Here is a 21,122-nt window from a genome sequence, read left to right as displayed (position 1 = left end):
TCGCTCGATTGACTATTAGCTTTCATTCAAAAAATGGCAATAAATCATCAAATGGGAAGAATTTAGAGTTTAGAAGCAGGATTAGATCTGATCTAGGCTTTTTCTTCCGGATTTTATTTGTTTTCTGAATTCAGAAGGCGTCATCCCAGTCTCTTTCTTAAACTGTGCTGAGAGATAAGCAACACTACTGTAATTGAGGAGATCAGCGACTTCTGACAGATTTTTTTCATTGTATGAAATCAATTCCTTCACCCGCTCTATTTTTAATTTAGTGATATACTTTTCGATGGTAATGCCTTCTACCTGCGAAAAAAGTTTACTCAAATACGTGTATTCATGATTTAGCTTTTCTGCGATATAGTTTGAGTAGTTTTCAGCCAAGTATTCCTTCGAATGTTGAATTTGATCAACTAAGAGACTCTTGATCTGAGAAATTAAAGCTGACTTTCCGTCTTCAAGCAGTTCGAAACCATTTGCTTTCAGTTTCTCAGCCAAAGTTATTTTTTGTTGATTATTGGGAGATGAATCTAACCTGATTTTCCCCAAATCAACAGAGGAATAGGAGAGGCCCAAGTTATCCAAGGTCTTACAAACCGAAGCAATACACCTAGGGCAAACCATATTTTTGACGTAGATCAGCGGCATAGTTTTTAAGGATTGTGCTTTAACAAATGTATTCAACCAGTTTAAAGTTCTTGTGCCTTCCAATTTTTAAATTAAAAAAGCATCCTGGACTTCTCCTAGGATGCTTTTCATGATAAGCTATTATTAGCTGATTTTTGCTAAGAATACTCTCGAAACTGCCAATAACGCAAGTGCTACCAAAGGCATAATCATAGCGGAAACGGGATCTCCATTTGCTGAATGAGCAATGAACGCTGAGATGAAAGTGATACCAAATCCTGCATAAGCCCATTCTTTTATGAGTTTTTGGGAAAAAGGAAGCAGTAGTACAAGTGCGCCTAGTATTTTTGCAACTCCCAATTCTATTCGGAAGAAGTCCTTAAATCCCATTGCGGTAAATCCAGCCGATACATTTGGATCGGTGAAATAAGCATATGCGCTGAAAAGCATCATCAATGAAACCAGTGAGGTGGATGTCCAATAAATTATTTTGTTCGTCATAAGATTGAAATATTTTTTGCAAACCTATGGTAATTAACTATACATTTGTAAGTACTATACTAGGATATAGTACTATACTTCGGTATAGTATAGCCTAATTCTATTTGAGAGGATGTTATGGAAAAGTTAGATAAGTCAAATCATACGCAATGCACAGGGATTATCCGCCCAGTTCAGGATGCGCTGGATGTATTGAATGGAAAATGGAAGCTCCCAATTATCGTAGCTTTACTGCATGGATATAAGCGATTTTCGGAAATTTCTAAGCAAGTCCCAGGGATAACAGACCGAATGCTTTCGAAAGAGCTTCGTGATCTGGAAATGAACCAGCTTGTGAAACGGTCGGTGTATGATACTTTTCCTGTGACAGTAGAATACACCATGACCAAGTACGGTGAGACGCTCAATGATGTAATAGCTGCACTTCACGTATGGGGAGAGAATCACCGGAAAAGAATTTTCGGAGACGACTTACTGAAACAACCAGTAAATAAAGATCACTTAGGTTGATCTTCTCAAAACTGGGCAGAAAGTCATTGTCAAAAATATTTAATAAAACTTTGTTCTGTATTTGCAGAACTAACTGAACTTTGTGTATCTTTGTCCCGTTACTAGCCCATAACCCAAATAGAACGAAGATGGTATTAACTGAAAGACATAAAGAATTGATCGAACGAATTGGTGTATTTCACGAGCATAAGGGCATGCAGCCTTTGGTGGGAAGAATCATTGGTTTGCTTTTGGTTCATGAAGATGGGGAGGTTTCATTTGATGAAATAGTGGAGCAACTCGGAGTCAGTAAAAGTGCAGTTAGTAATGCATTGACTTTTCTACAAGCAAAAGATAGATGTATCTATTCAACCCGTCCTGGTGATCGTAAAAGGTATTTTGCGCTGAAACTAAGTGATTGGAGAGAGGACTTTGCCAAGGAATTGGAAAACATTGCCGAAATCCAAAAATTCATCGATGAGGTGCTTGAAGTCAGAACTGAAAAGAATCATGAATTCAATTGTAAAATGAAAGACTTTTCTGAGTTCTTGGGCTTCTTCAAAAAGGAAATCCCTGCACTATTTGAACGATTCAAGCGACAACAAGCTTAAAAAAATTTGAACAGTAAGTTCATTAAAAACAGAACCAACTATATATTTTATAACTAACTATTATTCAACGACATGTTAAAGAAGTATTTAACCTATGCATTTTTCCTGATGGCTCCAGCTATGGCTATGGGTCAAGAAGCAGCGCAGGAGTTCAGCTTGCCAGATACGCTTACTTTGAAAGAAAGTATTCAGATTGGTTTGGAAAATAACCGCACGCTGAAAAAAGCTATGCTAGATGAGGAGAAGGCAACCTATCAGCGAAACGAAATACGTGGAGCAGGCCTTCCTCAGTTTTCTGCTTACGGGCAATACAACAATTTTCTGGATGTATTTCCTCAAGCCGTTCCTGGTGGGATTTTCGGTGGGGATCCAAACGAAATTCAGGTGATTGCGCTTGGCGTGCCACAGTCTTTGAAAGCTGGCTTTGAATTGAACCAGTTGATCTTTAGCAATTCCTATCTCATTGGTTTGAAAGCAGCAAAAACGGGTGAAGAGTTTTATCGCATTCTGTCTGAGCAGTCGGAAGAAAATGTGATCCACGAAATCTCCATGAATTTCTTGGGCGTGATTCAGCTGGAACTTCAGAAAGAAAATCTTCAGGCCAACATAGATCAGTTGAAAAGTCTTCAAAATATTCTACAATCTCAATACGATAATGATCTAGCCAGAAAAGTAGACTTGAATCGGGTAAAAGTGAATTTGACCTCAATTCAAAGCGAACTGGTAAATCTGGAGATAGCTATTTTTCAACGGGCAGGGTATCTGAAGTTACTAATGGGAATACCGGTAGATGCTGAGATCAATTTGGATCAATCTGCAGCAGATATGGATGAGAAAATAAAGGATTTTCAGCTGCAGGATTTCAACATTTTCGACAGAAAAGATATTCAGGTTTTGGGTGTACAAGAGAAATTGTATGAATTCGAATACAAGAACATCAAGGCAGCGCATCAGCCTCAGTTGGTTGGTTTCGCTGATTGGAACAAAAATGCTTTCTCTTCTGAATTTGATTTTTTAAGTCAGGGAAGAGTTTGGTATCAGGGGTTTTTAATTGGTTTGAAACTACAGATCCCAATTTTCGATGGGATGCAGACTAAATACAAAGCTGCTCAATCTAAAGTCAGCGCTCAGCAATTGAGTCTAGATCGCTTACAGGCAGAAGACGCAGCTGAGTTGGAATATAAAAATGCGCTAAACAAATACTACAATTCTTTAAATACCCTAGCGTCTCTGGACAGCAATCTGGACCTGGCAAATGATGTTTTTGAGGAAACCACTCTGCTATACAAAGAAGGGTTAAGTCCACTTACAGATTTGCTCGATTCCGAGACAACACAGCGTGAGGCTCAGGCCAACTACAACAATCAAATTATCCAGGTTCGAATTGCCCAATTGGAGATTCTGAATTCTTCGGGGAAAATCAAAAATCTTTTACTCTAATAGAAAACTCATACCAACGAAACGATGAAAAAGTTAATCATTATAGCCTTGCTCCTGGTTGGGGTAGGAGCAGTAGCTTTCACGCTTTACAACAACAAGGAAGAAATGAACGAAGCAGCCACACTTGCCATGAAGTCCAGCGAGTTTATCTCTGTGACTGTGGAAAAAGTGGAAGAAAAGACTGTAAACAGGAATTTCGAAGCAAATGGGATTTTTGAACCTTCTCAGGAATTGAAATTAATGTCTGAGACCTCTGGAGCGATTGTGAAAATCCAAAGAAGAAAAGGCGATTACGTAAGAAAAGGCGATTTAATCGTGCAAATCGATGATCGTTTGATTCGATCGGATTATACGATTGCCAAACTAAAAAGAGATCAAGCCGAGAAAGACTTGAAGCGTTTTGAAAATCTGGCTGCGACTGATGCGATTACTAAAAAACAGTTTGAAGAAAGTGAAAATGCCTTCAAAATCGCTGATGCACAACTTTCAGCTTTGAAAAAGAGACTGGACGACACACAGGTGACTGCTCCGATTGCTGGTTTTATCAATGAAGATTATTACGAATTGGGCGCTTTAGTGAGCCCAGGAATGCCTTTGGCAGATATTATCAATAAGTCTCCTCTGAAATTGTCGGTGAACGTCACTGAAAGTGAAATAGCAAAAGTAACTAAAGGCGAAGAGATCGCGGTGAAAGTGAACGCCATTTCCAATCAGGAATTTACAGGTAAAGTACATTTCATATCTGATATGGCAGATGCTTCTTTCAAATACCAAGTGGAATTGATCATGACGAGTAAAAATCAAGATCAAATCAAGCCGGGTATGTTTGGAACGGCTCAATTTAAATTTTCTCAGGATGAGAAAGTGCTCAAAATTGACAGAAAATCCATCTCCGGAAGCTTGAAAAATCCAGGTGTTTACCTTATCAAAGATGGTACAGCTGTTTACCAGCCAGTGAAAATCAATCCGCTGGATGATGGAACAGTTGAAATTTTGGATGGGCTAAAAGCTGGTGACGAAGTGATCGCTTCTGGTCTGATCAATGTGAAAGAAGGTACCAAAGTGAAAGTTCAGTAAGCTATGCAAATCACTAAAATATCCATACAACGGTCGACCATGGTGGTCGTGCTGTTTACCGTACTGACTTTGCTGGGGATTTTTTCCTACACACAATTGTCTTACGAGCTTTTACCAAAAATGGAAACCAACGTAGTGACCATTTCCACGGTATATCCTGGCGCAGCGCCTTCTGAAGTGGAGACTTCAGTAACAAAGAAAATTGAGGATGCTGTAGCCTCCTTGGAAGGGATCAAATCTATGAATTCGATTTCTCAAGAGAGTGTTTCTATCATCACTATTGAATTGGAAGCAGGAGCAGACGTGGATTATTCCATGCAAGATGCGCAGCGTAAAATCAATGCGATCTTGGGTGATCTTCCTGAAGATGCAGATCCTCCAAGCTTGGGTAAGTTTGACTTGGATGATTTGCCTATTATGCAATTGGCTGTTTATTCCAATCTGAATCCGTCTGAGTTTTATGATTTGATCAAAAATAAGATTCAGCCTTCTTTGGCTCAGATCAAAGGTGTGGCTCAGGTCAACATGCTCGGCGGTACAGAGCGTGAGATTAAAGTGAATTTGGATAGAAACAAGCTGGACGGGTATGGGATCTCGCCCATCGCTGTAGCCCAGACGATCAATGCAAGTAACTTGGATTTTCCTACAGGACGACTGAAGGACGATGAAGGACAGGTTTTAATTCGTCTTGCCGGTAAGTTTCAAAACATTCAGGATATAGAGAATCTGGTAATTGCTTACCGTGACGATGAATCGCCAATACAGCTGAAAGAAGTTGCAGAGGTGGAGGATTCCTATAAAGACGAGGATATTTTGACACGACTAAACGGCAAATCTGCAATTGGCTTGACTATACAAAAACAGTCTGATGCCAATGCCGTGGAGGTTTCTGAGGTTTTGGTAAATGAGCTCAACACCCTGGAGCAGACCTACGCTAAAGAGGGAGTTTCATTCCAAATCTCCCAAAACACTTCTGAGTTTACATTGGAGGCAGCGAATCATGTAATTACTGATTTGATTATTGCAGTTGTACTGGTGGCTTTGATCATGCTGTTGTTCTTACACAGTATCCGTAATGCAGTGATCGTGATGGTTGCTGTGCCGGCTTCCATTGTGGCGACATTCACGGTCATGTTCTTGGCAGGATTTACTCTGAACCTCATGTCATTGCTGGCACTTTCACTAGTGGTTGGTATCCTAGTGGATGATGCCATTGTGGTGATAGAAAATATCTACCGTCACCTGGAAATGGGTAAAACTATCGCTCAGGCTTCCTACGATGGTATCCGGGAAATCGGTGCTACAGTAGTCTCCATTACCTTGGTGATTATTGTGGTATTCGTACCTCTGGCGATGACTGGAGGGTTGATTGGAGGGATTTTGGCTCAGTTCAGTATTACCGTTGCCACAGCGACTTTGATCAGTTTACTGGTAGCTTTTACCTTGATTCCACTACTCACATCACGATTTTCCAAGCTGGAGCATTTGGATAAGAATTCCTTTTTTGGAAAAATCGTCTATGGTTTTGAGGCAGGCTTGGATGCTTTTGTGGATTGGCTTGTTGGTATTTTGAGATGGGGATTTGCACATAAAGTTGCTTTGTTGGGGATCACATTTGTACTCTTTATTTCATCTTTTTTCTTAGTGATAAAAGGCTTTATCGGCTCCGAATTCGTATCTGAAGGAGATAGAGGAGAATTCCTGCTTAGGCTGGAACTTCCAAAGGATGCAACACTGGAGCAAACTAACTTCAAGACTCGTGAGGTGGAAGATTATCTGAGAACACTCCCTGAAGTCACTGAAGTATTTACCACTGTTGGTGTAGCAAGTGGGCAGTTTACTGGTTCTCAATCTTCTCCATTTACTTCTGAGATTTTGGTGAAACTGGTTGCTCCTGAGTTTAGGTCTATGACTGGACCGGATTATGCCAGAAATCTTGAAAACTACTTGGAGGAGAATATTACCGGAGCAGAATACACAGGTGTTCCAATTTCTATCATGGGTACTGCAAACGATGCACCGATACAGGTGATTGTTTCCGGTCCTGACAAGGATTCTATTCGGGTAGTTTCCGAAAAAATCGAAGGAATTTTAGCTGGATTGAAAGGCACAAGAAAGATTGAAAGCTCTCTGGAAGATGGTAATCCAGAAATCCGCGTAGAAGTGGATCGTTTTAAAATGAATGAGCTGGGACTTTCCATGGATATGGTGGGTGGAGCGCTTCAGGTGGCATTCAACGGTAATGACGATTCTAAGTACACTGATGGTGATTACGAATATGATATCCTAGTGAAGCTGAATGAGTTTGATAGAAAGTCAATCTCGGATGTTCAGAACCTTACTTTTCTCAATAGAAAAGGTCAGCTGGTGAAGCTTGAGCAATTCGCGACAGTAAATCAGTCGGAAGGTCCGACTAAGTTAGAGCGTAGAGATCGGGTTTCTTCTGTGAAAATCACCTCTCAGGTAGCTGGTGTTCCTTCTGGAACGGTTGGCGCCGAGTTGACAGCAGCTATCGATGCAATGGATCTTCCACAGCAGGTTCAGATCAACTACGATGGTGATATGAAGAATCAAGCAGAAGGTTTTGGATCCTTAGGAATTGCCCTTTTGGCTTCTATTATTTTGATCTACTTGATCATGGTAGCCTTGTATGATTCTTATGTCTATCCATTGGTGGTGATGTTCTCACTTCCTATGGCATTGATCGGTTCCTTGCTTGCTTTGGCACTGACTAAAGGAACGCTAAGTATCTTTTCTATCATGGGTCTGATCATGCTGATGGGGCTTGTAGCTAAGAATGCGATCCTTTTGGTCGATTTCACCAATCAACTTAAAGAAGAAGGAGTTGCCGTGAAAGAAGCCTTGGAGAAAGCTGTGAAGATTCGTTTCCGCCCAATTCTGATGACTACGATTGCAATGGTGATTGGTATGATGCCAATTGCTTTGGCAACCGGTGCAGGTGCTGAGTGGAAAAATAGCTTGGCTTGGGTGATCATCGGCGGTTTGCTTTCTTCTATGTTCCTGACTCTGGTCGTAGTGCCTGTGATCTACTATTTGTTTGACAGATTTATGGTGAAAATCGGTAAGGGAGAGAAAAAGCAAATCGAACTCGAAGATACCAATGTTGAGGAGTTTGAGTCTGAAGCTGCCGCATACGTCTAAGAAAAAATCCAGTATGACCGAGGACCGATGTCGGGTGACCGATGCGGCCTCAACGCCAGGTTTTTACTGAGATGACAATGAACTGGATTCATTTTTCCAAATAAGACTAAGAATTATAAAAAAAAATAACCCTTGCTAATCAGCAAGATTAGCAAGGGTTTAAACTACCTGCCCAATGAAGAATTATACTGATTTACGCAAAATCTCAAAGGTTTTCCATCAATATGGAATTGACCTGACGGGGAAGAGAAAATACGCTTCGTTTGAAAGTGATCTGAGAATGGACAAAGTATTTGTCTCAGGTTTGATTTTCGAATTGGAATATGAATTAAGAAAACAGATTGCCGATGATAAGGTTGAGGGTGTGAAAGTACCCGCCCAGATTATTGAATTGTTGATGAGTTAATTAATGAAAAAGAGTCCCGGATGTCCGGGACTCTTTTTTTATAAGTTCTTTTTTAACCACAGAGTCCGCAGTGGTTTCGCTGAAAGCGCGGTATAGATTTAGGGTTTCAGCGACATAGAAACAGCCGGTTTTCTTAAACTATTTTCATACCCTCACAGTGAATGTTTTAAAATCTTCTCCTATTTAATTAGGTTTTTTCCACAAAAAAAATGGTTGATCGATAGACCAGCCACATTTTTTCTGAAAATTGAATTTTTACTCTTCCAATAAAGTACTATTAAACAACTTTAGAATACGCTTGTATTCGTCTGTCCAAGAACTAGGCTCTACGAACCCGTGATCCTCTACAGGATAGATTGACATTTCCCAATTGTCCTTTCCTAGTTCAATAAAGCGCTGAGATAGTCTCACTACATCCTGGAAGTGTACATTCACATCCACCATTCCATGTGCCATAAGTAAATTTCCTTTTAGGCCTTCGGCAAAGTAAATAGGAGAAGAACGTCGGTAAGCAATTGGATCTTCTTCCGGAGTATTCAGAATGTTGGCTGTATATCCGTGATTGTAATGTGCCCAATCCGTAACAGATCGAAGCGCTGCACCAGACTTGAAAGTTTCAGAAGCATTGAAAAGTGCCATCAACGTGATAAATCCACCGTAGCTACCGCCATATAAGCCAACTCGCTCTGGGTCAACGCCATGGTTAGCCACGAGGTATTTAACGCCGTCAACTTGATCAGAAAGGTCTTTTCCTCCCATGTGACGATATATTCCCGTTCTCCAATCTCTTCCATATCCAGCAGAACCTCTGTAGTCAATGTCCAAAACGGTATATCCCAAATCGGTCAAGAGATTGTGGAACATGTATTCTCTAAAGTAGCTACTCCACCATTTATGAACGTTTTGCAAGTAACCAGCACCATGAACGAAAACTATTGCTGCACCATTCTTTTTGGCTGGATCTGGCGTATATAATCTCGCCGGAACTTGTGCCCCATCTTCTGCTGTGAATCGTACGATTTCAGGATCTTTCCAATTATATGCTTTGAATTCTTCGCTTTGACCTGAGGTCAATTGTTCAGCTTTGGCGCCCACTTTATTGTCTTGAAGGTAAAGCTCCGCTGGTTTGTTACTGTAAGAGTAAATAATGGCCAACTTCTTCTCATCAGGCGAAAGGCTGACTTCATTATTGCCAGTCATGGAAGTTAGTTTCTCCATTTTTCCGCCCATCACAGGCATCTTGTAGAAATGACGCTCTCCAGGATCAACCTCAGAAGTAGTTAAATACCAAGACTTTTTGTCCTTGGAAAGGAATGGATCAAAAACTTCATATTTCCCAGAAGTCAATGCTTTCTTCTCTCCATTTGTCATATCTAGAAGATAAAGATGGGAATATCCGGTTTCTTCAGATTGAAAATAGATGTGCTTGTTGTCTGGAAGCCATCCCAACGTGCCACCGAAGAATGATCTACCTATTCCAGGGCCAGCAATCCAAGCCTCATCACGCTGTCTATCCAGGGTATTCAGCTTTCCAGTTTGCAAATCGATCGCCGCAATCCATCGGTCTTTATTGTCTGCAGACCCTATGTTGACAATCGCCTTGGTGCCATCAGGAGAGAAATAAGGACTAGAAATCATGACATCTCTTTCCTTTTCTTCCCAGGTTTTGTCAGGATAGTCAGTCACATAATCTGGTAAATCCTTTATACCAGGTAGATCTGAGGTACTGATAAAATAGACTGTGTCGCGCTGAAGATCGTAGATTCCGACCTCCATTTTTGTAGGCGTTGTACCTACTTTAGATCGCGTGTTGAGGTCTGTTGTATAGCCTGATGCGTCCACATAGTCAGGAACAATGGTATTCTTGTTACTAGAAGAAGTGTAAATGGAAAATGTAGCGTAATTGCCGTCTGGAGACAGTTGAAGATTCACTGGACTTTTACCTTCAGTATAATAAGTGAATTCCTCTTCCTCCGCATCGCGAAAAGCTTCACGATACTCCCGGCGCATTTTATCATTTTCTTTACGCTCTTTTACTACGTCTAAGAGTTCCAGATTTTCAGACTCCAACCAAGCTACTTTTTCATCTTTTGTATTGGACTTATCCTTTGGCTTTGATTCTGTGGAGATATTGGTGACTTTTCTAGTCGTTTTAGAAGTTCTGTTGAAGACATAAAGATTGTTCTTTGATGCAAAGGAGATCTCATTTTCATTTGCCATGAATTTGGCATTTGAGAAGTTTTCAGGCCACTCAATTAGTGTGGTCGAAATGCCTGTCGCCATCACTTCTAGCATTAGTTTTTTGTCTTTCTGATATAATCTGAGCGATTTGTCTGAATTGAATTCTTCTCCACTACGTTCGTTGGCTCTCATTTCTGCCCAACTCAATTTTGAAATATCGCCTTTTTTAGACAGTGCTAGTTTATATAAGGAATCTGCTGGGTCATGTGCTTGATTGTAACGGAAGTAGATCGTTTGAGAGTCATCACTCCATGATGCCGAAGATGGGAAAGTACCCATCCACAAGGGATCTCGCATGATGTGCTCTACACTTAAAGTGGACTGTGCCTGAGCTTGCAAAAAGGCAATGCAAAGCAAAGGCAGAAACAGTAGTTTTCGCTGAATTTTCATTAGGGTTTTTATTCTGTGATTTAATTTAGTGTCTCTAGAAACTTATTAAGCTCCTTTTCTATTGCAGATAATTGAGTTTGTAGGTCGATATTTAGCACCTGGAAATCATTAGGGTTATTCTCCATTTCTTCTAATAATTTTCGAGTTTTTTGAGCTCCTATATAGCTCATGCTAGGTTTAGCTTTGTGACATCGTTTTTTAATTGTAGGGAAATCATTCAGCTTGTGAAATTTATCCAACTCGGTTAAATCTTTGATGTTGGTTTCTAAAATGATCTCAATCATCTCCTTTATCATTTCTGGCTCATCTTCGCCAAAGAACTGGTAAATTGATTGCTCGCTTATGGATTGATACATGATTGGGTGAAAAAGGGTATTAAAAGTAAAAAGTACATTTGTCACTCTCTTCATAAAATTAAACACAATTTTGAAAAAGTATACTTTTCCGACTGGTTCATTCAATATTTCATGAACAATGGTCTGAGATTTCTTATGATTGGTTAATTTTGTGTCCAATCGATTTAAATTTAAATGCAAATGCAACGGAATAAGAAGATCTTTTTAATTCTATTTGTGATTTTCATGTTAATCATGTGTTGGATCGGATATGATATTTCTCAAAGAACAACTTTCCCTGGATCGAAAGGGAATCTAGAACAACGCATAGGAGACGACCTTGAAAAAGATTCAAAGTAAGTAACCTAACTCCAGCGTTTTTATTTGCATAGACTTACACAGCAATCTCGCTGTGATAAAACCAACCCAATGGATAACTTAATGACCCGCCAACTTGACCTTATTTTACGTGAGGGAGAGGTGGATTTTGAGCGGGATTTTGATTTGGAAATAGAACCAAAATATTTAGATACCAAAGGTCGAAACTGGCTTACTGAAATCTATTCTGACCTTGGTGGCACTGGAGATATTCCTTTGTTGCAAAAGCTCAAGTTAGATTTTAAAATTGGAAGAAATCTTTTCGTTTACGATGAAGAATTGCACTTTAATAGATATCGACTAATTACTTTTAGATCAGACCTTTATTCTGAATTGAATTATCCTTTTGTAGAAACTCAAAAAAGGCTTTGCAGAACTTATGAGAAGGAATGCCTGAAAGTTGGCCTGCAGCAAAGAATATGGAATGGTGCACCTGTGGCAAAGCAATGTTTTGGCGAGGCAAGTGAGCCTGGGGATTTTTCTGGAAATGGAGCAATAGGATGGAAGCTGACAGCTTATAACGATGCTCAGTATGACTTACAAACAAGAATTCATGGGTATAAGCTCTTTAGAATTACTCCCTTTGAAACCTTGATGACAGGTGGATCATTGAAGCGTCTGGATCAGTTGCTGATCAACCCCAAAGAGGAGCAGAGAGCTATGCTTTTGAATTGGTTTTTAAGGAAATATCAAGGCTAAAAAAATCAAACCACATAGCCATATAGATTTCATAGGGATTCAATTTTAAAACCTATATTTTTCTAGGTGGCTATGTGGTATATTAATTTTATTGCTTTAAAATCTCAAGAGAATAAACCGAAAATCTCCCGCTCTACTTTTTCCACGACGAATGAAAAATCTCCTGGATTCTCCACAAAGTCCAGGTTATTGACATCAATGATTAATAGTTTACCCTCTTTATAGCCAGCGATCCATTCTTCATAATGCGTATTCAGGTTTTTAAGGTAATCTATGCGCATTGTCGTTTCATAGGTTCTTCCTCTTTTCTCGATTTGACCTACCAATTTTGGAATATCCGCTTTTAAGTAAATCAGTAAATCAGGAGCTTTCACATGAGAAATCATACTTGAAAACAAGCTCTGGTAGTTCTCATAATCCCGCTCAGTCAAAAGCTGACTTTTATAAAGATTAGCCGCGAAAATGTATGCGTCCTCATAGATTGTTCTATCCTGAATAGTAGGGATGTCACTCTCCTGAATCTTCTTAATTTGATTGAATCGAGAGTTGAGAAAATATACCTGTAGGTGAAAAGCCCATCTCTTCATATCTTCATAAAAATCAGGAAGATAAGGGTTGTTATCTACAGCTTCAAATTCAGCTTTCCAGCCATAATGTTTGGCCAGTTTTTCGGTAAGGGTAGTTTTTCCGCTACCTATATTTCCGGATACAGCAATGTGCATTTTTTCTTATTTTGAGAAACGCGGAGACACAATTGAATCCTTACTTCCTGGGGTGTATTTGTAAAAACCCTCACCAGATTTCACTCCTTTGTAGCCTGCTTGAACCATATTTACCAGCAATGGACAAGGGGCGTATTTTGGATTGCCAAATCCGTCATGAAGTACTTTGAGAATAGAAAGACACACATCCAATCCTATAAAATCTGCAAGTTGCAGCGGCCCCATAGGATGAGCCATTCCAAGTTTCATTACTGTGTCTATTTCATTTACTCCTGCAACACCCTCAAATAGGGAGTAGATCGCCTCATTGATCATTGGCATGAGAATTCTGTTTGCCACAAAACCAGGATAGTCATTTACTTCCACAGGATCTTTGGAAAGGTTGTTCGATAAGGTCATGATTTGCGCAGTGACCTCATCTGAAGTGGCGTATCCGCGAATAACTTCTACCAACTTCATCACAGGCACTGGATTCATAAAGTGCATTCCTATTACTTGCCCTGGTCTTTTAGTAGCGGCAGCGATTTTGGTAATGGAAATAGAAGAAGTATTACTTGCTAGGATGGCGGCATCAGGACTGAATTGATCGATTTGTCTAAAAAGATCCAATTTAATGTCCATATTTTCGGTGGCAGCTTCCACTACCAAATCAGCAGATTTCACTCCCTTTTCCAAATCTGTAAATGTTTGGATTTTACCTAAAGCTGCACTTTTATCTTCTTCGGAAATCAGCCCTTTTCCTACTTGTCTATCAAGGTTTTTGGTGATGGTCGCCAATGCTTTATCTAAGAATTCCTGCTTGATATCTATCAAGCTGACATCATAGCCATGCTGCGCAAAAACATGCGCAATGCCATTTCCCATAGTGCCAGAACCAATAACTGAGATATTTTTCATACTTAGGTGATTAAAAATTAAAGTTAGAATTTGGGTTTAGAATCAACGGTATTTATCTGTTGAAGAGTTCAAAGCTACTCCTGCCATGTAGTAAATCCAATTTTTTAACTTTCGATCTCCGACTTTGTTTGTCACAAAAGTTAAGATTCAAACTGCGATTATTAGCTACCTTTGTCGCATGCAAGAACTAGGTCTAATTTCAAAATTACCCATTAATAGATTTACTGATTTCGGTGCTTACTTAGCCTTGAGCTCTGGGGAAGAACTTTTACTGCCAAAAGGATACCTTAAAGGCGAAGAAAAGGAAGGAGACGAAATCGAAGTATTTGTATATACAGATAGTGAGGATCGGCCGGTTGCTGTAACTCAAAAGCCCTTGGCACTTCTAGATGAGTTTGCTGTTTTGAAAGCTAAAGAAGTGACTTCATTTGGTGCATTTGTGGACTGGGGCTTGCCAAAAGATCTTTTTGTGCCCAAATCAGAAATGGGTAAAAACATGGAAGTTGGCCAGAAATACTTAGTCAAGGTTTGTGTCGACTTTAAGACCAATAGATTGATTGGAGTAAATAAGTATAGAGATTTTCTACGTTTAGCTCCTTTTGATTGGGAAGAAGGAAAAGAACTTGACGGAGTAATTTTCGAGGAAACCGATTTAGGTTTCAAAGTACTTATAGATAATGAGTATGAAGGCCTACTTTTTAAAAATGAAGTTTTCCAGCCTTTAGAGCTTGGTGAAAAACGGAAGGTCTATATCAAAAAGAATCGTGAAGATGGTAAGCTGGACTTGCAGCTCTTGCCTCCTGGTCGAGTAAAATACGACGAGGGCTCAGAAAAAATCCTTGCCATATTAGAGGCTAAAGGTTTCTTGCCATTGCACGATAAATCTGCTCCTGAGGAAATTCAGCAACAATTGGGAATGAGCAAAAAGCATTTCAAACAATGCATAGGTCAATTATATAAAGCCAGAATGATTCAGATCGAACCAGATGGCATTAGACTAAATGCATCGAATTAAGCTTTAAAATATCTGTTGGCGTAGTACACAAAATTGCCCTGTTACGTAGTGCGGCAATTGGGGCCTTAATGAGGTTGGGAGATTTGATTAAGATATTTAGCCAACTTTCATCATCCCAGTTCTTGCCAGCGATGAATCGTTGGTAGTCCGGATGAGCTCGGTTAAGTAAGTCCTTGGCCCTTAAGTTTAATTTAGTTAAGAGACTGTGCCATTGGGTGGCTGTGAGCCTTTCTTTAGTCAGGTCTATAGAGTTGACAAATTTGGAAATCGATTTGGCATAAGCTAAGGTTTGCTTATCCACCGGCTGTGCCGGAGAATGGTAGAAGTAAAGTTCAGAAGGATGTGTTTTCATGGCGTTTCAGGGTTTATTTACCTATTAAGATACTGAAAATCTATGTTTTATAAAAGAATTAATTTTCTCAAAGTGAATACTTTCATAAGTTAACTTTTCTAAATTTTGGAAATAGACCTTAAAAATTTTAATAAAGAGAGTAAATCAGAATATTCTTCTAATCAAAAATTGAAGGCTAGACTTAAAAAAGTAAAGCCTAAAGTATTGGATGAAAAATTCGAAGAATTGCATCAAGAAGCATTTCGAGAAATAGGTTGTTTGGACTGTGCAAATTGCTGTAAAACAACAAGTCCGATTTTTTTGAATACAGACATTGACCGCTTGGCGAGAGTATTTCGAATGAAAAGTAGCGCCTTCATTGACGAATATTTACATCGGGATGAGGATGGAGATTTTGTATTAAATTCTTCGCCTTGCACTTTTTTGGGTGCAGATAATAAGTGTTTGGTTTATGAAGATCGGCCCAAGGCATGCCGGGAGTATCCACATACCGATCGTAAAAAAATGCATGGTATTTTAGAGCTTTCACTTAAAAATACACTCGTTTGTCCTGCAGTTTTCAAAATTTTCCAGCAGATTGGGAAGGATTATAGGAAGTAATACTTTTCTTTTGCTTTTTTGAAACCATAAACCTATAGATAATATTATGCAAAATCAGGAAGCACATTTCCTTGGAGTGGACGTGGGGGGAACTCACTTGAAAATCGGCCTTGTTGACAGAGAGGGCAATATTTTAGACTTTGTAAAGGAAGACACCACTTCATATCGTGACCATCCTGAAGGTTTTGGGCCAGCGTTTATAGCAGGTTTGGGCAAATATTTCACCAAATATCCACAGGTAAAGGAGGTAGGAATTGGCTTGCCTGGAATGATATCAAAAGACAGAACTACACCTTTGGAGATCCCGGCTATTCCTAGTTTAAATGGGTTTGACCTGAAAGGAAACTTACTAGCGAAATACCCAAAATATTTCTTTGCGCTAGAAAATGATGCTGCCGCTGCTGCCATAGGGGAATTTTATTTTGGAAAGGATGATCCTCCCCAAAATTTCCTTTTTATCACTATGGGAACAGGAATTGGAAGTGCCTTGGTTTTAGATGGACAAGTGTTCAAAGGCTCCAGAGGCAACGCCATGGAAATGGGACATATGCTTTCCAAAGGTGCAGCCAGACTTGAAACTCTCATAGGAAGACAAGGCATATTGAATATCATGGCTCGACTGATCGATGCGTATCCGGAAAAAGCCGGTGTCTTGGTAGGTGCGGAGCTAGGGACGCATTTACTCGTGGATACTGCAAAAGCTGGAAATCCAGTTTCTCTGATGGTTTTTGAAGAAGTAGCTCGGATTCTTGGAGAAGCGATTGTATCTGCAATAAGAATATTAGATGTGACGGATGTTTACTTTGGAGGAGGAATTTCTGCGGGTTTAGAATTCATGATGCCTACACTTGACCGTACGATCAAGCAATATTTAACGCAATATTATGGTAAGGATTTGGTCTTGAAAAAAGCCACTTTAGAAAACAATGCAGGAACTCTGGGCGCCGCAGCGCTTTGTTTTATGGGTTCAGGGTTGTAATAGTAACTTCCGAAACTTTACTTATAGCATTCAAGCGAAAAAGAACTCTTAGGGGTTCTTTTTCTATTTCTACCCCTTCGCAAGCATTGCTTGGCTCTAGAAAGTAGAAGAAAAAAGTCTGACTTTTATCCACCAATTCCACTCGGTCAGGGCGTCCAAAAGTTTTGATCAAGGCTTGATTGTCAACTCCCAAAAATGAATTTTTGAGTCGCTCCAGTTCTTCCAAATCTTGCATTCTTAACCCTTTGCACCCATAATGATCCGCTTTCCAGTTTTCCATATTCATACTGCCTGTATCTCTTTTTGAGCTACAGGATAAAGAAATGGATAGAATAAGTACTGTAAAAAGGAAAAGTGATTTAGTCATAATCTACAGGGAGATAGAAGGTATTTGTGATTTAAGCTGCTGATTTTTCCAGAGCCAAAATAAGGAGGCAAGCGAATAAGCACTTAAAATTCCAATTAGAATCGGCAAAGGTAGGAGAGATTGAATTAGGAAAAAGACAACTCCAGCAAAAGCTACAATTCTTACTAGCTCCTGAGGTAAATACCAGTTTCTTTTTTCAAAAACCCCAGAAAAACTTACCGTAGTCCAAATGATTAAGACACTGACAAGCACTTTTGGAATCCAAGTGAAAGAATCAACTTTGAACAAGAAGAATCCTGTCAGGAGCAATACGAAAATGTACTGGGTAAATACATACCAATTTAATGACGGGGGCACTACGGTGTCGAACTTTTGATAATCATCTTCAATCTCCTTGGGAGCCCGATATCCACCCAGATAATCTGGCAACCAACCAGGTTTATTGAAAAGATATCTCAATCGATCTGACCAATTTGGGATCATTTTGAGCTCCTCTTTCATAGTAGAATAGTGGGCCAAATTCACCCAAACAGGATTCCAACTTTTGACTGGTGTAGTGATCCCGTAAGTTGGTTTTTCTTCCTCTTCCTGAAAAGTGCCAAACCACTTATCGAAAATGATGAAAGTTCCAGCGTGATTTTTATCAATATACTTCGGATTGCGGCCATGATGAACTCGGTGATGCGATGGAGTATTCATGAATTTTTCTAAGAAACCCATTCTGTCTATTGCCTCTGTATGAATCCAAAATTGGTATAAGAGATTGATTCCCGAGGCCAAAACCAACATCACAGGATCAAAACCCAACAGGGCAAGCGGAAAATAAAAGAAGAATGTCCAAATAGTTTGTGTGCTACTTTGCCGAAGTGCAACTGATAGATTGTACTCCTCGCTGGAGTGATGCACTACGTGTCCTCCCCAGAATAAATTGATCTCATGACTCATTCGATGTGCCCAATAGTAGCAAAAGTCATATAAGAAAAAGAGCAAGAAAAATGTCCAAACGTTATTAGGGATTTGAAAGAATGCAAGGTGCTGATAAATCAAGGTATAAATACCGATGGAAAGGATTTTGATAAATACGCCAGTGACTTGTGAGATTACTCCACAATTGATGTTCGTAACGGCATCATTGAGTCTATATCCGGGATGTTTTTGAAATCTGAGTGCAATCATTTCTATTGCCATCAAGATGAAATACATCGGGATCGCGATCACTACTGGACTGAGGTTCATTATTTTGGGTGTTTTTCTGAAGCTACTTGTCAAAGATAATGATAAAAGGAACATCGAGAAGTCGAATTCTGTTTGCTCAAATCCTTTATATTAGCACATTCAATTTCCCTCAATTATGTATTACCGATTCGGAAAAGCCTTTTATTTCCTTAGTGTCACCCTCTTCATTTTCTTCCTGCTTTATTTCTATTCTGCGTTGCCTGAAAATGTCAGCTATAGTTACGATGAAAATGGGTTATCACCTGAAAAGCTTGAAAAGGGCGCATTTTTCTATGGAATGATTGCCATTTTTATAATTATGAATGTGATTGTCTTGCTTCCTCCAAAGTTGCTAGAAACCAAAAATCACAAAGGATTGATCCGTGTTTTCCCAATTGGCGATAGGTTTCGCGATTATTATTTGGCTTGGTTTTATTCCTTTGGTGGCATTCTAAATCTGAGTTTAGGAATGTTGGTGTTTTACACCCACGCTATCAACAATCAGGAAGTAATCGCAGCAAGTCAATTTAATTTCTTTTTCTACCTCATTCCAGGCCTTTTTGTGCTCTGGGTATTAGGTTTGTTTGGTATTCTAGTGGGAAAATTCAATCAGGTAAAAAATAATTCTTGAGCAGAATAAGCGTCAATAAAATTATGGCTGGAGAAGTAAAATATACAGAAGACAGTATTAAATCCCTTGATTGGAGGGAGCATATCAGACTAAGACCGGGTATGTATATCGGGAAATTGGGCGATGGAAGTGCCCAGGATGACGGTATCTATGTCTTGGTAAAAGAAGTTTTGGATAATTCCATCGATGAACACATGATGGGATATGGAAGGACCATTGACGTCAAAATCTCGGAGCACAAAGTGGAAGTTCGGGATTACGGTCGTGGTATTCCGCTTGGGAAAGTGATTGACTGTGTGTCCAAAATCAATACTGGTGGTAAATATGATTCAGGAGCTTTTCAAAAGTCAGTAGGACTTAATGGTGTAGGTACAAAAGCTGTAAATGCACTTTCTGATTTTTTTAAAGTTCAAGCTTACCGGGAAGGAGAAACCAAAGTTGCTGAATTCGAAAAAGGAATATTGGTAAATGATGCTCCTGTATCAAAGTCATCAGATCGGAACGGAACCAAAGTGGTATTTTCTCCTGACGCCAGCATCTTTAAAAACTATCATTTCATTCCCGAATACTTAGAAAATCAAATCTGGAACTATGCTTATCTAAACGCTGGCCTCACGATTAATTATAATGGTAAAAAGTACTTTTCAGATCGAGGACTTTTCGATCTTCTTTCTAATAAAATAGACGAAGAAAGCCAGCGCTACCCGATCATTCACCTGAAAGGGAATGATATAGAAATGGCTCTTACTCACTCCAATCAGTATGGAGAAGAGTATTATTCATTCGTCAATGGGCAATACACCACGCAAGGTGGAACGCACTTGGCGGCTTTCCGTGAGGCTGTTGTAAAGACAGTGAGAGAATTCTTTAAGAAGGATTATGACGCCTCTGATATTCGTCAAAGTGTGGTAGCTGCGATTTCCATTCGTGTACAAGAGCCTGTTTTCGAATCTCAAACTAAGACTAAACTTGGTTCTCAATCTGTTGGACCAGATGGGCCCACTGTCCGCACGTTTATCAATGATTTCTTAAAAACTGAGCTTGATAACTACTTACACAAAAATCCGGCGGTTGCAGATGCACTCTTGAAGAGAATCCTTCAATCTGAACGAGAACGAAAGGAGATTTCCGGAATTAAGAAATTGGCGAATGAGCGAGCCAAAAAAGCCAATCTTCATAATAAAAAGCTCAGAGATTGCCGAGTTCATTACGATGATCCAAAGGCAAATGATGATGTAAAGGCGAATACAATGCTTTTCCTCACAGAGGGGGATTCTGCCTCCGGATCTATTACCAAATCCCGTGATGTGCAGACTCAGGCTGTTTTTTCTCTTAGAGGTAAGCCGTTGAATTGCTTCGGTATGACCAAAAAAGTGGTGTATGAAAATGAGGAATTCAACTTGCTCCAGCATGCTTTGAATATTGAAGACGGAATTGAGAACCTTCGCTATAGAAAGATTGTAATCGCTACTGATGCTGATGTCGATGGCATGCACATTCGCTTGCTTATCATGACTTACTTCTTACAGTTTTTCCCTGACTTGGTGAAAAACGGCCATTTATTCATTTTGGAAACGCCTCTTTTCCGGGTTAGAAATAAGAAAGAAACCATTTACTGCTACACTGACGAAGAAAGACAGCGAGCTATTCATAAACTTGGAAATAAGCCAGAAATTACCCGATTTAAAGGGTTAGGGGAGATTTCTCCAGAGGAATTTGGTGGCTTTATCGGTGAAGACATTCGCTTGGAGCCCATCATTCTGAATAAAGAAACTAAGATTGCTGACTTGCTTACTTTCTACATGGGCAAAAACACACCAAACCGCCAGAACTTTATCATCAAAAACTTGAAGATAGAGAAGGATTTGGCTCTGGAAGATCCTAAAAAAGAGGAAGAGCCTGAAGAGGACAATGAAGCTGCCTAACTGACAATCAGCTAATAGTGGATTTTCAATCAATGACTTAGATTTTGAGTTGAATGGTTCTATAAC

The 21,122-nt window shown here is 39.6% G+C and carries 21 protein-coding genes; 12 read left to right on the top strand and 9 right to left on the bottom strand.

What is annotated here, in order from left to right; all coding sequences use genetic code 11:
- Nucleotides 1–81 precede the first annotated feature (81 nt).
- Together LV83_RS04155 and LV83_RS04150 are read right to left on the bottom strand one after the other, a co-directional pair.
- Nucleotides 82–645 (bottom strand): helix-turn-helix domain-containing protein, encoded by a 564-nt coding sequence (locus LV83_RS04155; protein WP_111610274.1) that lies wholly within the window; start codon nt 643–645, stop codon nt 82–84.
- A 123-nt stretch (nt 646–768) separates the two neighbouring features.
- Nucleotides 769–1,125 (bottom strand): DoxX family protein, encoded by a 357-nt coding sequence (locus LV83_RS04150; protein WP_111610273.1) that lies wholly within the window; start codon nt 1,123–1,125, stop codon nt 769–771.
- A 117-nt stretch (nt 1,126–1,242) separates the two neighbouring features.
- Here LV83_RS04150 and LV83_RS04145 point away from each other — a divergent pair, with 117 nt between their 5' ends.
- The 6 genes from LV83_RS04145 to LV83_RS04120 all read left to right on the top strand — a co-directional run bounded on the left by LV83_RS04145 (nt 1,243) and on the right by LV83_RS04120 (nt 8,310).
- Nucleotides 1,243–1,635, top strand: a complete 393-nt coding sequence (locus LV83_RS04145) for a winged helix-turn-helix transcriptional regulator (RefSeq protein ID WP_111610272.1) — start codon at nt 1,243–1,245, stop codon at nt 1,633–1,635.
- Between the two features lie 128 nt (nt 1,636–1,763).
- Nucleotides 1,764–2,225, top strand: a complete 462-nt coding sequence (locus LV83_RS04140; protein WP_111610271.1) for a GbsR/MarR family transcriptional regulator — start codon at nt 1,764–1,766, stop codon at nt 2,223–2,225.
- Nucleotides 2,226–2,297: 72 nt separating this feature from the next.
- Nucleotides 2,298–3,665, top strand: coding sequence for a TolC family protein (locus LV83_RS04135; protein ID WP_245946994.1), 1,368 nt, complete (start codon nt 2,298–2,300; stop codon nt 3,663–3,665).
- A 24-nt stretch (nt 3,666–3,689) separates the two neighbouring features.
- On the top strand, nt 3,690–4,742 hold the full coding sequence (locus LV83_RS04130; protein WP_111610270.1) for an efflux RND transporter periplasmic adaptor subunit: 1,053 nt from the start codon (nt 3,690–3,692) through the stop codon (nt 4,740–4,742).
- Between the two features lie 3 nt (nt 4,743–4,745).
- Nucleotides 4,746–7,904, top strand: coding sequence for an efflux RND transporter permease subunit (locus LV83_RS04125; protein WP_111610269.1), 3,159 nt, complete (start codon nt 4,746–4,748; stop codon nt 7,902–7,904).
- Nucleotides 7,905–8,079: 175 nt separating this feature from the next.
- The gene (locus LV83_RS04120; RefSeq protein WP_111610268.1) at nt 8,080–8,310 is read left to right on the top strand and encodes an acyl carrier protein; all 231 of its coding nucleotides are present in this window, start codon (nt 8,080–8,082) and stop codon (nt 8,308–8,310) included.
- Between the two features lie 255 nt (nt 8,311–8,565).
- Here the strand turns inward: LV83_RS04120 and LV83_RS04115 are convergent, their stop codons facing one another.
- The gene (locus tag LV83_RS04115) at nt 8,566–10,941 is read right to left on the bottom strand and encodes a S9 family peptidase (RefSeq protein WP_111610267.1); all 2,376 of its coding nucleotides are present in this window, start codon (nt 10,939–10,941) and stop codon (nt 8,566–8,568) included.
- Between the two features lie 20 nt (nt 10,942–10,961).
- Complete coding sequence (locus tag LV83_RS04110; RefSeq protein WP_245946993.1) at nt 10,962–11,351, bottom strand: Hpt domain-containing protein; 390 nt, start codon at nt 11,349–11,351, stop codon at nt 10,962–10,964.
- A 354-nt stretch (nt 11,352–11,705) separates the two neighbouring features.
- Here LV83_RS04110 and LV83_RS04105 point away from each other — a divergent pair, with 354 nt between their 5' ends.
- Entirely contained in the window at nt 11,706–12,353 is a 648-nt protein-coding gene (locus tag LV83_RS04105; protein WP_111610266.1) for a DUF7255 family protein, read from the top strand.
- A 104-nt stretch (nt 12,354–12,457) separates the two neighbouring features.
- On the opposite strand, the gene LV83_RS04100 is transcribed toward LV83_RS04105, so the two are convergent.
- Together LV83_RS04100 and LV83_RS04095 are read right to left on the bottom strand one after the other, a co-directional pair.
- Nucleotides 12,458–13,075 carry a deoxynucleoside kinase gene (locus tag LV83_RS04100; protein WP_111610265.1) on the bottom strand — a complete coding sequence of 206 codons (618 nt, stop codon included), beginning with the start codon at nt 13,073–13,075 and terminating at the stop codon, nt 12,458–12,460.
- Nucleotides 13,076–13,081: 6 nt separating this feature from the next.
- Nucleotides 13,082–13,972, bottom strand: coding sequence for a 3-hydroxybutyryl-CoA dehydrogenase (locus tag LV83_RS04095; RefSeq protein ID WP_111610264.1), 891 nt, complete (start codon nt 13,970–13,972; stop codon nt 13,082–13,084).
- Nucleotides 13,973–14,150: 178 nt separating this feature from the next.
- On the opposite strand from LV83_RS04095, the gene LV83_RS04090 reads away from it, so the two are divergent.
- On the top strand, nt 14,151–14,987 hold the full coding sequence (locus tag LV83_RS04090; RefSeq protein WP_111610263.1) for a CvfB family protein: 837 nt from the start codon (nt 14,151–14,153) through the stop codon (nt 14,985–14,987).
- Here LV83_RS04090 and LV83_RS04085 read toward each other — a convergent pair.
- Nucleotides 14,965–15,339: an arsenate reductase family protein gene (locus tag LV83_RS04085; RefSeq protein ID WP_111610262.1), complete on the bottom strand. Its 375-nt coding sequence runs from the start codon at nt 15,337–15,339 to the stop codon at nt 14,965–14,967. The genes LV83_RS04090 and LV83_RS04085 overlap by 23 nt on opposite strands.
- A 105-nt stretch (nt 15,340–15,444) precedes the next feature.
- Between LV83_RS04085 and LV83_RS04080 the strand changes: the two genes are divergently transcribed.
- Together LV83_RS04080 and LV83_RS04075 are read left to right on the top strand one after the other, a co-directional pair.
- The gene (locus LV83_RS04080; protein WP_111610261.1) at nt 15,445–15,939 is read left to right on the top strand and encodes a YkgJ family cysteine cluster protein; all 495 of its coding nucleotides are present in this window, start codon (nt 15,445–15,447) and stop codon (nt 15,937–15,939) included.
- A 46-nt stretch (nt 15,940–15,985) separates the two neighbouring features.
- Nucleotides 15,986–16,918, top strand: coding sequence for an ROK family protein (locus LV83_RS04075; RefSeq protein WP_111610260.1), 933 nt, complete (start codon nt 15,986–15,988; stop codon nt 16,916–16,918).
- On the opposite strand, the gene LV83_RS04070 is transcribed toward LV83_RS04075, so the two are convergent.
- Both LV83_RS04070 and LV83_RS04065 read right to left on the bottom strand, forming a co-directional pair.
- A complete protein-coding gene (locus LV83_RS04070) occupies nt 16,899–17,285 on the bottom strand; it encodes a hypothetical protein (protein WP_111610259.1) in 387 nt (128 codons plus the stop codon). The two genes, LV83_RS04075 and LV83_RS04070, sit on opposite strands and share 20 nt — an antisense overlap.
- Nucleotides 17,286–17,288: 3 nt before the next feature.
- Nucleotides 17,289–18,521, bottom strand: coding sequence for a sterol desaturase family protein (locus LV83_RS04065; protein WP_111610258.1), 1,233 nt, complete (start codon nt 18,519–18,521; stop codon nt 17,289–17,291).
- Nucleotides 18,522–18,636: 115 nt separating this feature from the next.
- On the opposite strand from LV83_RS04065, the gene LV83_RS04060 reads away from it, so the two are divergent.
- Both LV83_RS04060 and LV83_RS04055 read left to right on the top strand, forming a co-directional pair.
- Nucleotides 18,637–19,131 carry a DNA topoisomerase IV gene (locus LV83_RS04060; RefSeq protein ID WP_111610257.1) on the top strand — a complete coding sequence of 165 codons (495 nt, stop codon included), beginning with the start codon at nt 18,637–18,639 and terminating at the stop codon, nt 19,129–19,131.
- A 23-nt stretch (nt 19,132–19,154) separates the two neighbouring features.
- Complete coding sequence (locus tag LV83_RS04055; RefSeq protein WP_111610256.1) at nt 19,155–21,056, top strand: DNA topoisomerase IV subunit B; 1,902 nt, start codon at nt 19,155–19,157, stop codon at nt 21,054–21,056.
- The last annotated feature ends 66 nt before the right edge of the window (nt 21,057–21,122 follow it).

The sequence above is a fragment of the Algoriphagus yeomjeoni genome (assembly GCF_003259505.1).
Classification (GTDB): Bacteria; Bacteroidota; Bacteroidia; order Cytophagales; family Cyclobacteriaceae; genus Algoriphagus; species Algoriphagus yeomjeoni.
Note: the sequence above shows the minus strand (reverse complement) of the source record. Positions and strands in the feature narration are given on the sequence as shown.

What these genes read in the sequence shown, in the direction of transcription:
- LV83_RS04140 (WP_111610271.1), top strand. Translation starts at nt 1,764, where the DNA reads ATGGTATTAACTGAAAGACATAAAGAATTGATCGAACGAATTGGTGTA.
- LV83_RS04130 (WP_111610270.1), top strand. Translation starts at nt 3,690, where the DNA reads ATGAAAAAGTTAATCATTATAGCCTTGCTCCTGGTTGGGGTAGGAGCA.
- LV83_RS04090 (WP_111610263.1), top strand. Translation starts at nt 14,151, where the DNA reads ATGCAAGAACTAGGTCTAATTTCAAAATTACCCATTAATAGATTTACT.
- LV83_RS04060 (WP_111610257.1), top strand. Translation starts at nt 18,637, where the DNA reads ATGTATTACCGATTCGGAAAAGCCTTTTATTTCCTTAGTGTCACCCTC.
- LV83_RS04065 (WP_111610258.1), bottom strand. Translation starts at nt 18,521, where the DNA reads ATGAACCTCAGTCCAGTAGTGATCGCGATCCCGATGTATTTCATCTTG.
- LV83_RS04105 (WP_111610266.1), top strand. Translation starts at nt 11,706, where the DNA reads ATGGATAACTTAATGACCCGCCAACTTGACCTTATTTTACGTGAGGGA.
- LV83_RS04155 (WP_111610274.1), bottom strand. Translation starts at nt 645, where the DNA reads ATGCCGCTGATCTACGTCAAAAATATGGTTTGCCCTAGGTGTATTGCT.
- LV83_RS04150 (WP_111610273.1), bottom strand. Translation starts at nt 1,125, where the DNA reads ATGACGAACAAAATAATTTATTGGACATCCACCTCACTGGTTTCATTG.
- LV83_RS04055 (WP_111610256.1), top strand. Translation starts at nt 19,155, where the DNA reads ATGGCTGGAGAAGTAAAATATACAGAAGACAGTATTAAATCCCTTGAT.
- LV83_RS04120 (WP_111610268.1), top strand. Translation starts at nt 8,080, where the DNA reads ATGAAGAATTATACTGATTTACGCAAAATCTCAAAGGTTTTCCATCAA.
- LV83_RS04095 (WP_111610264.1), bottom strand. Translation starts at nt 13,972, where the DNA reads ATGAAAAATATCTCAGTTATTGGTTCTGGCACTATGGGAAATGGCATT.
- LV83_RS04145 (WP_111610272.1), top strand. Translation starts at nt 1,243, where the DNA reads ATGGAAAAGTTAGATAAGTCAAATCATACGCAATGCACAGGGATTATC.
- LV83_RS04085 (WP_111610262.1), bottom strand. Translation starts at nt 15,339, where the DNA reads ATGAAAACACATCCTTCTGAACTTTACTTCTACCATTCTCCGGCACAG.
- LV83_RS04100 (WP_111610265.1), bottom strand. Translation starts at nt 13,075, where the DNA reads ATGCACATTGCTGTATCCGGAAATATAGGTAGCGGAAAAACTACCCTT.
- LV83_RS04115 (WP_111610267.1), bottom strand. Translation starts at nt 10,941, where the DNA reads ATGAAAATTCAGCGAAAACTACTGTTTCTGCCTTTGCTTTGCATTGCC.
- LV83_RS04110 (WP_245946993.1), bottom strand. Translation starts at nt 11,351, where the DNA reads ATGAAGAGAGTGACAAATGTACTTTTTACTTTTAATACCCTTTTTCAC.
- LV83_RS04075 (WP_111610260.1), top strand. Translation starts at nt 15,986, where the DNA reads ATGCAAAATCAGGAAGCACATTTCCTTGGAGTGGACGTGGGGGGAACT.
- LV83_RS04125 (WP_111610269.1), top strand. Translation starts at nt 4,746, where the DNA reads ATGCAAATCACTAAAATATCCATACAACGGTCGACCATGGTGGTCGTG.
- LV83_RS04070 (WP_111610259.1), bottom strand. Translation starts at nt 17,285, where the DNA reads ATGACTAAATCACTTTTCCTTTTTACAGTACTTATTCTATCCATTTCT.
- LV83_RS04135 (WP_245946994.1), top strand. Translation starts at nt 2,298, where the DNA reads ATGTTAAAGAAGTATTTAACCTATGCATTTTTCCTGATGGCTCCAGCT.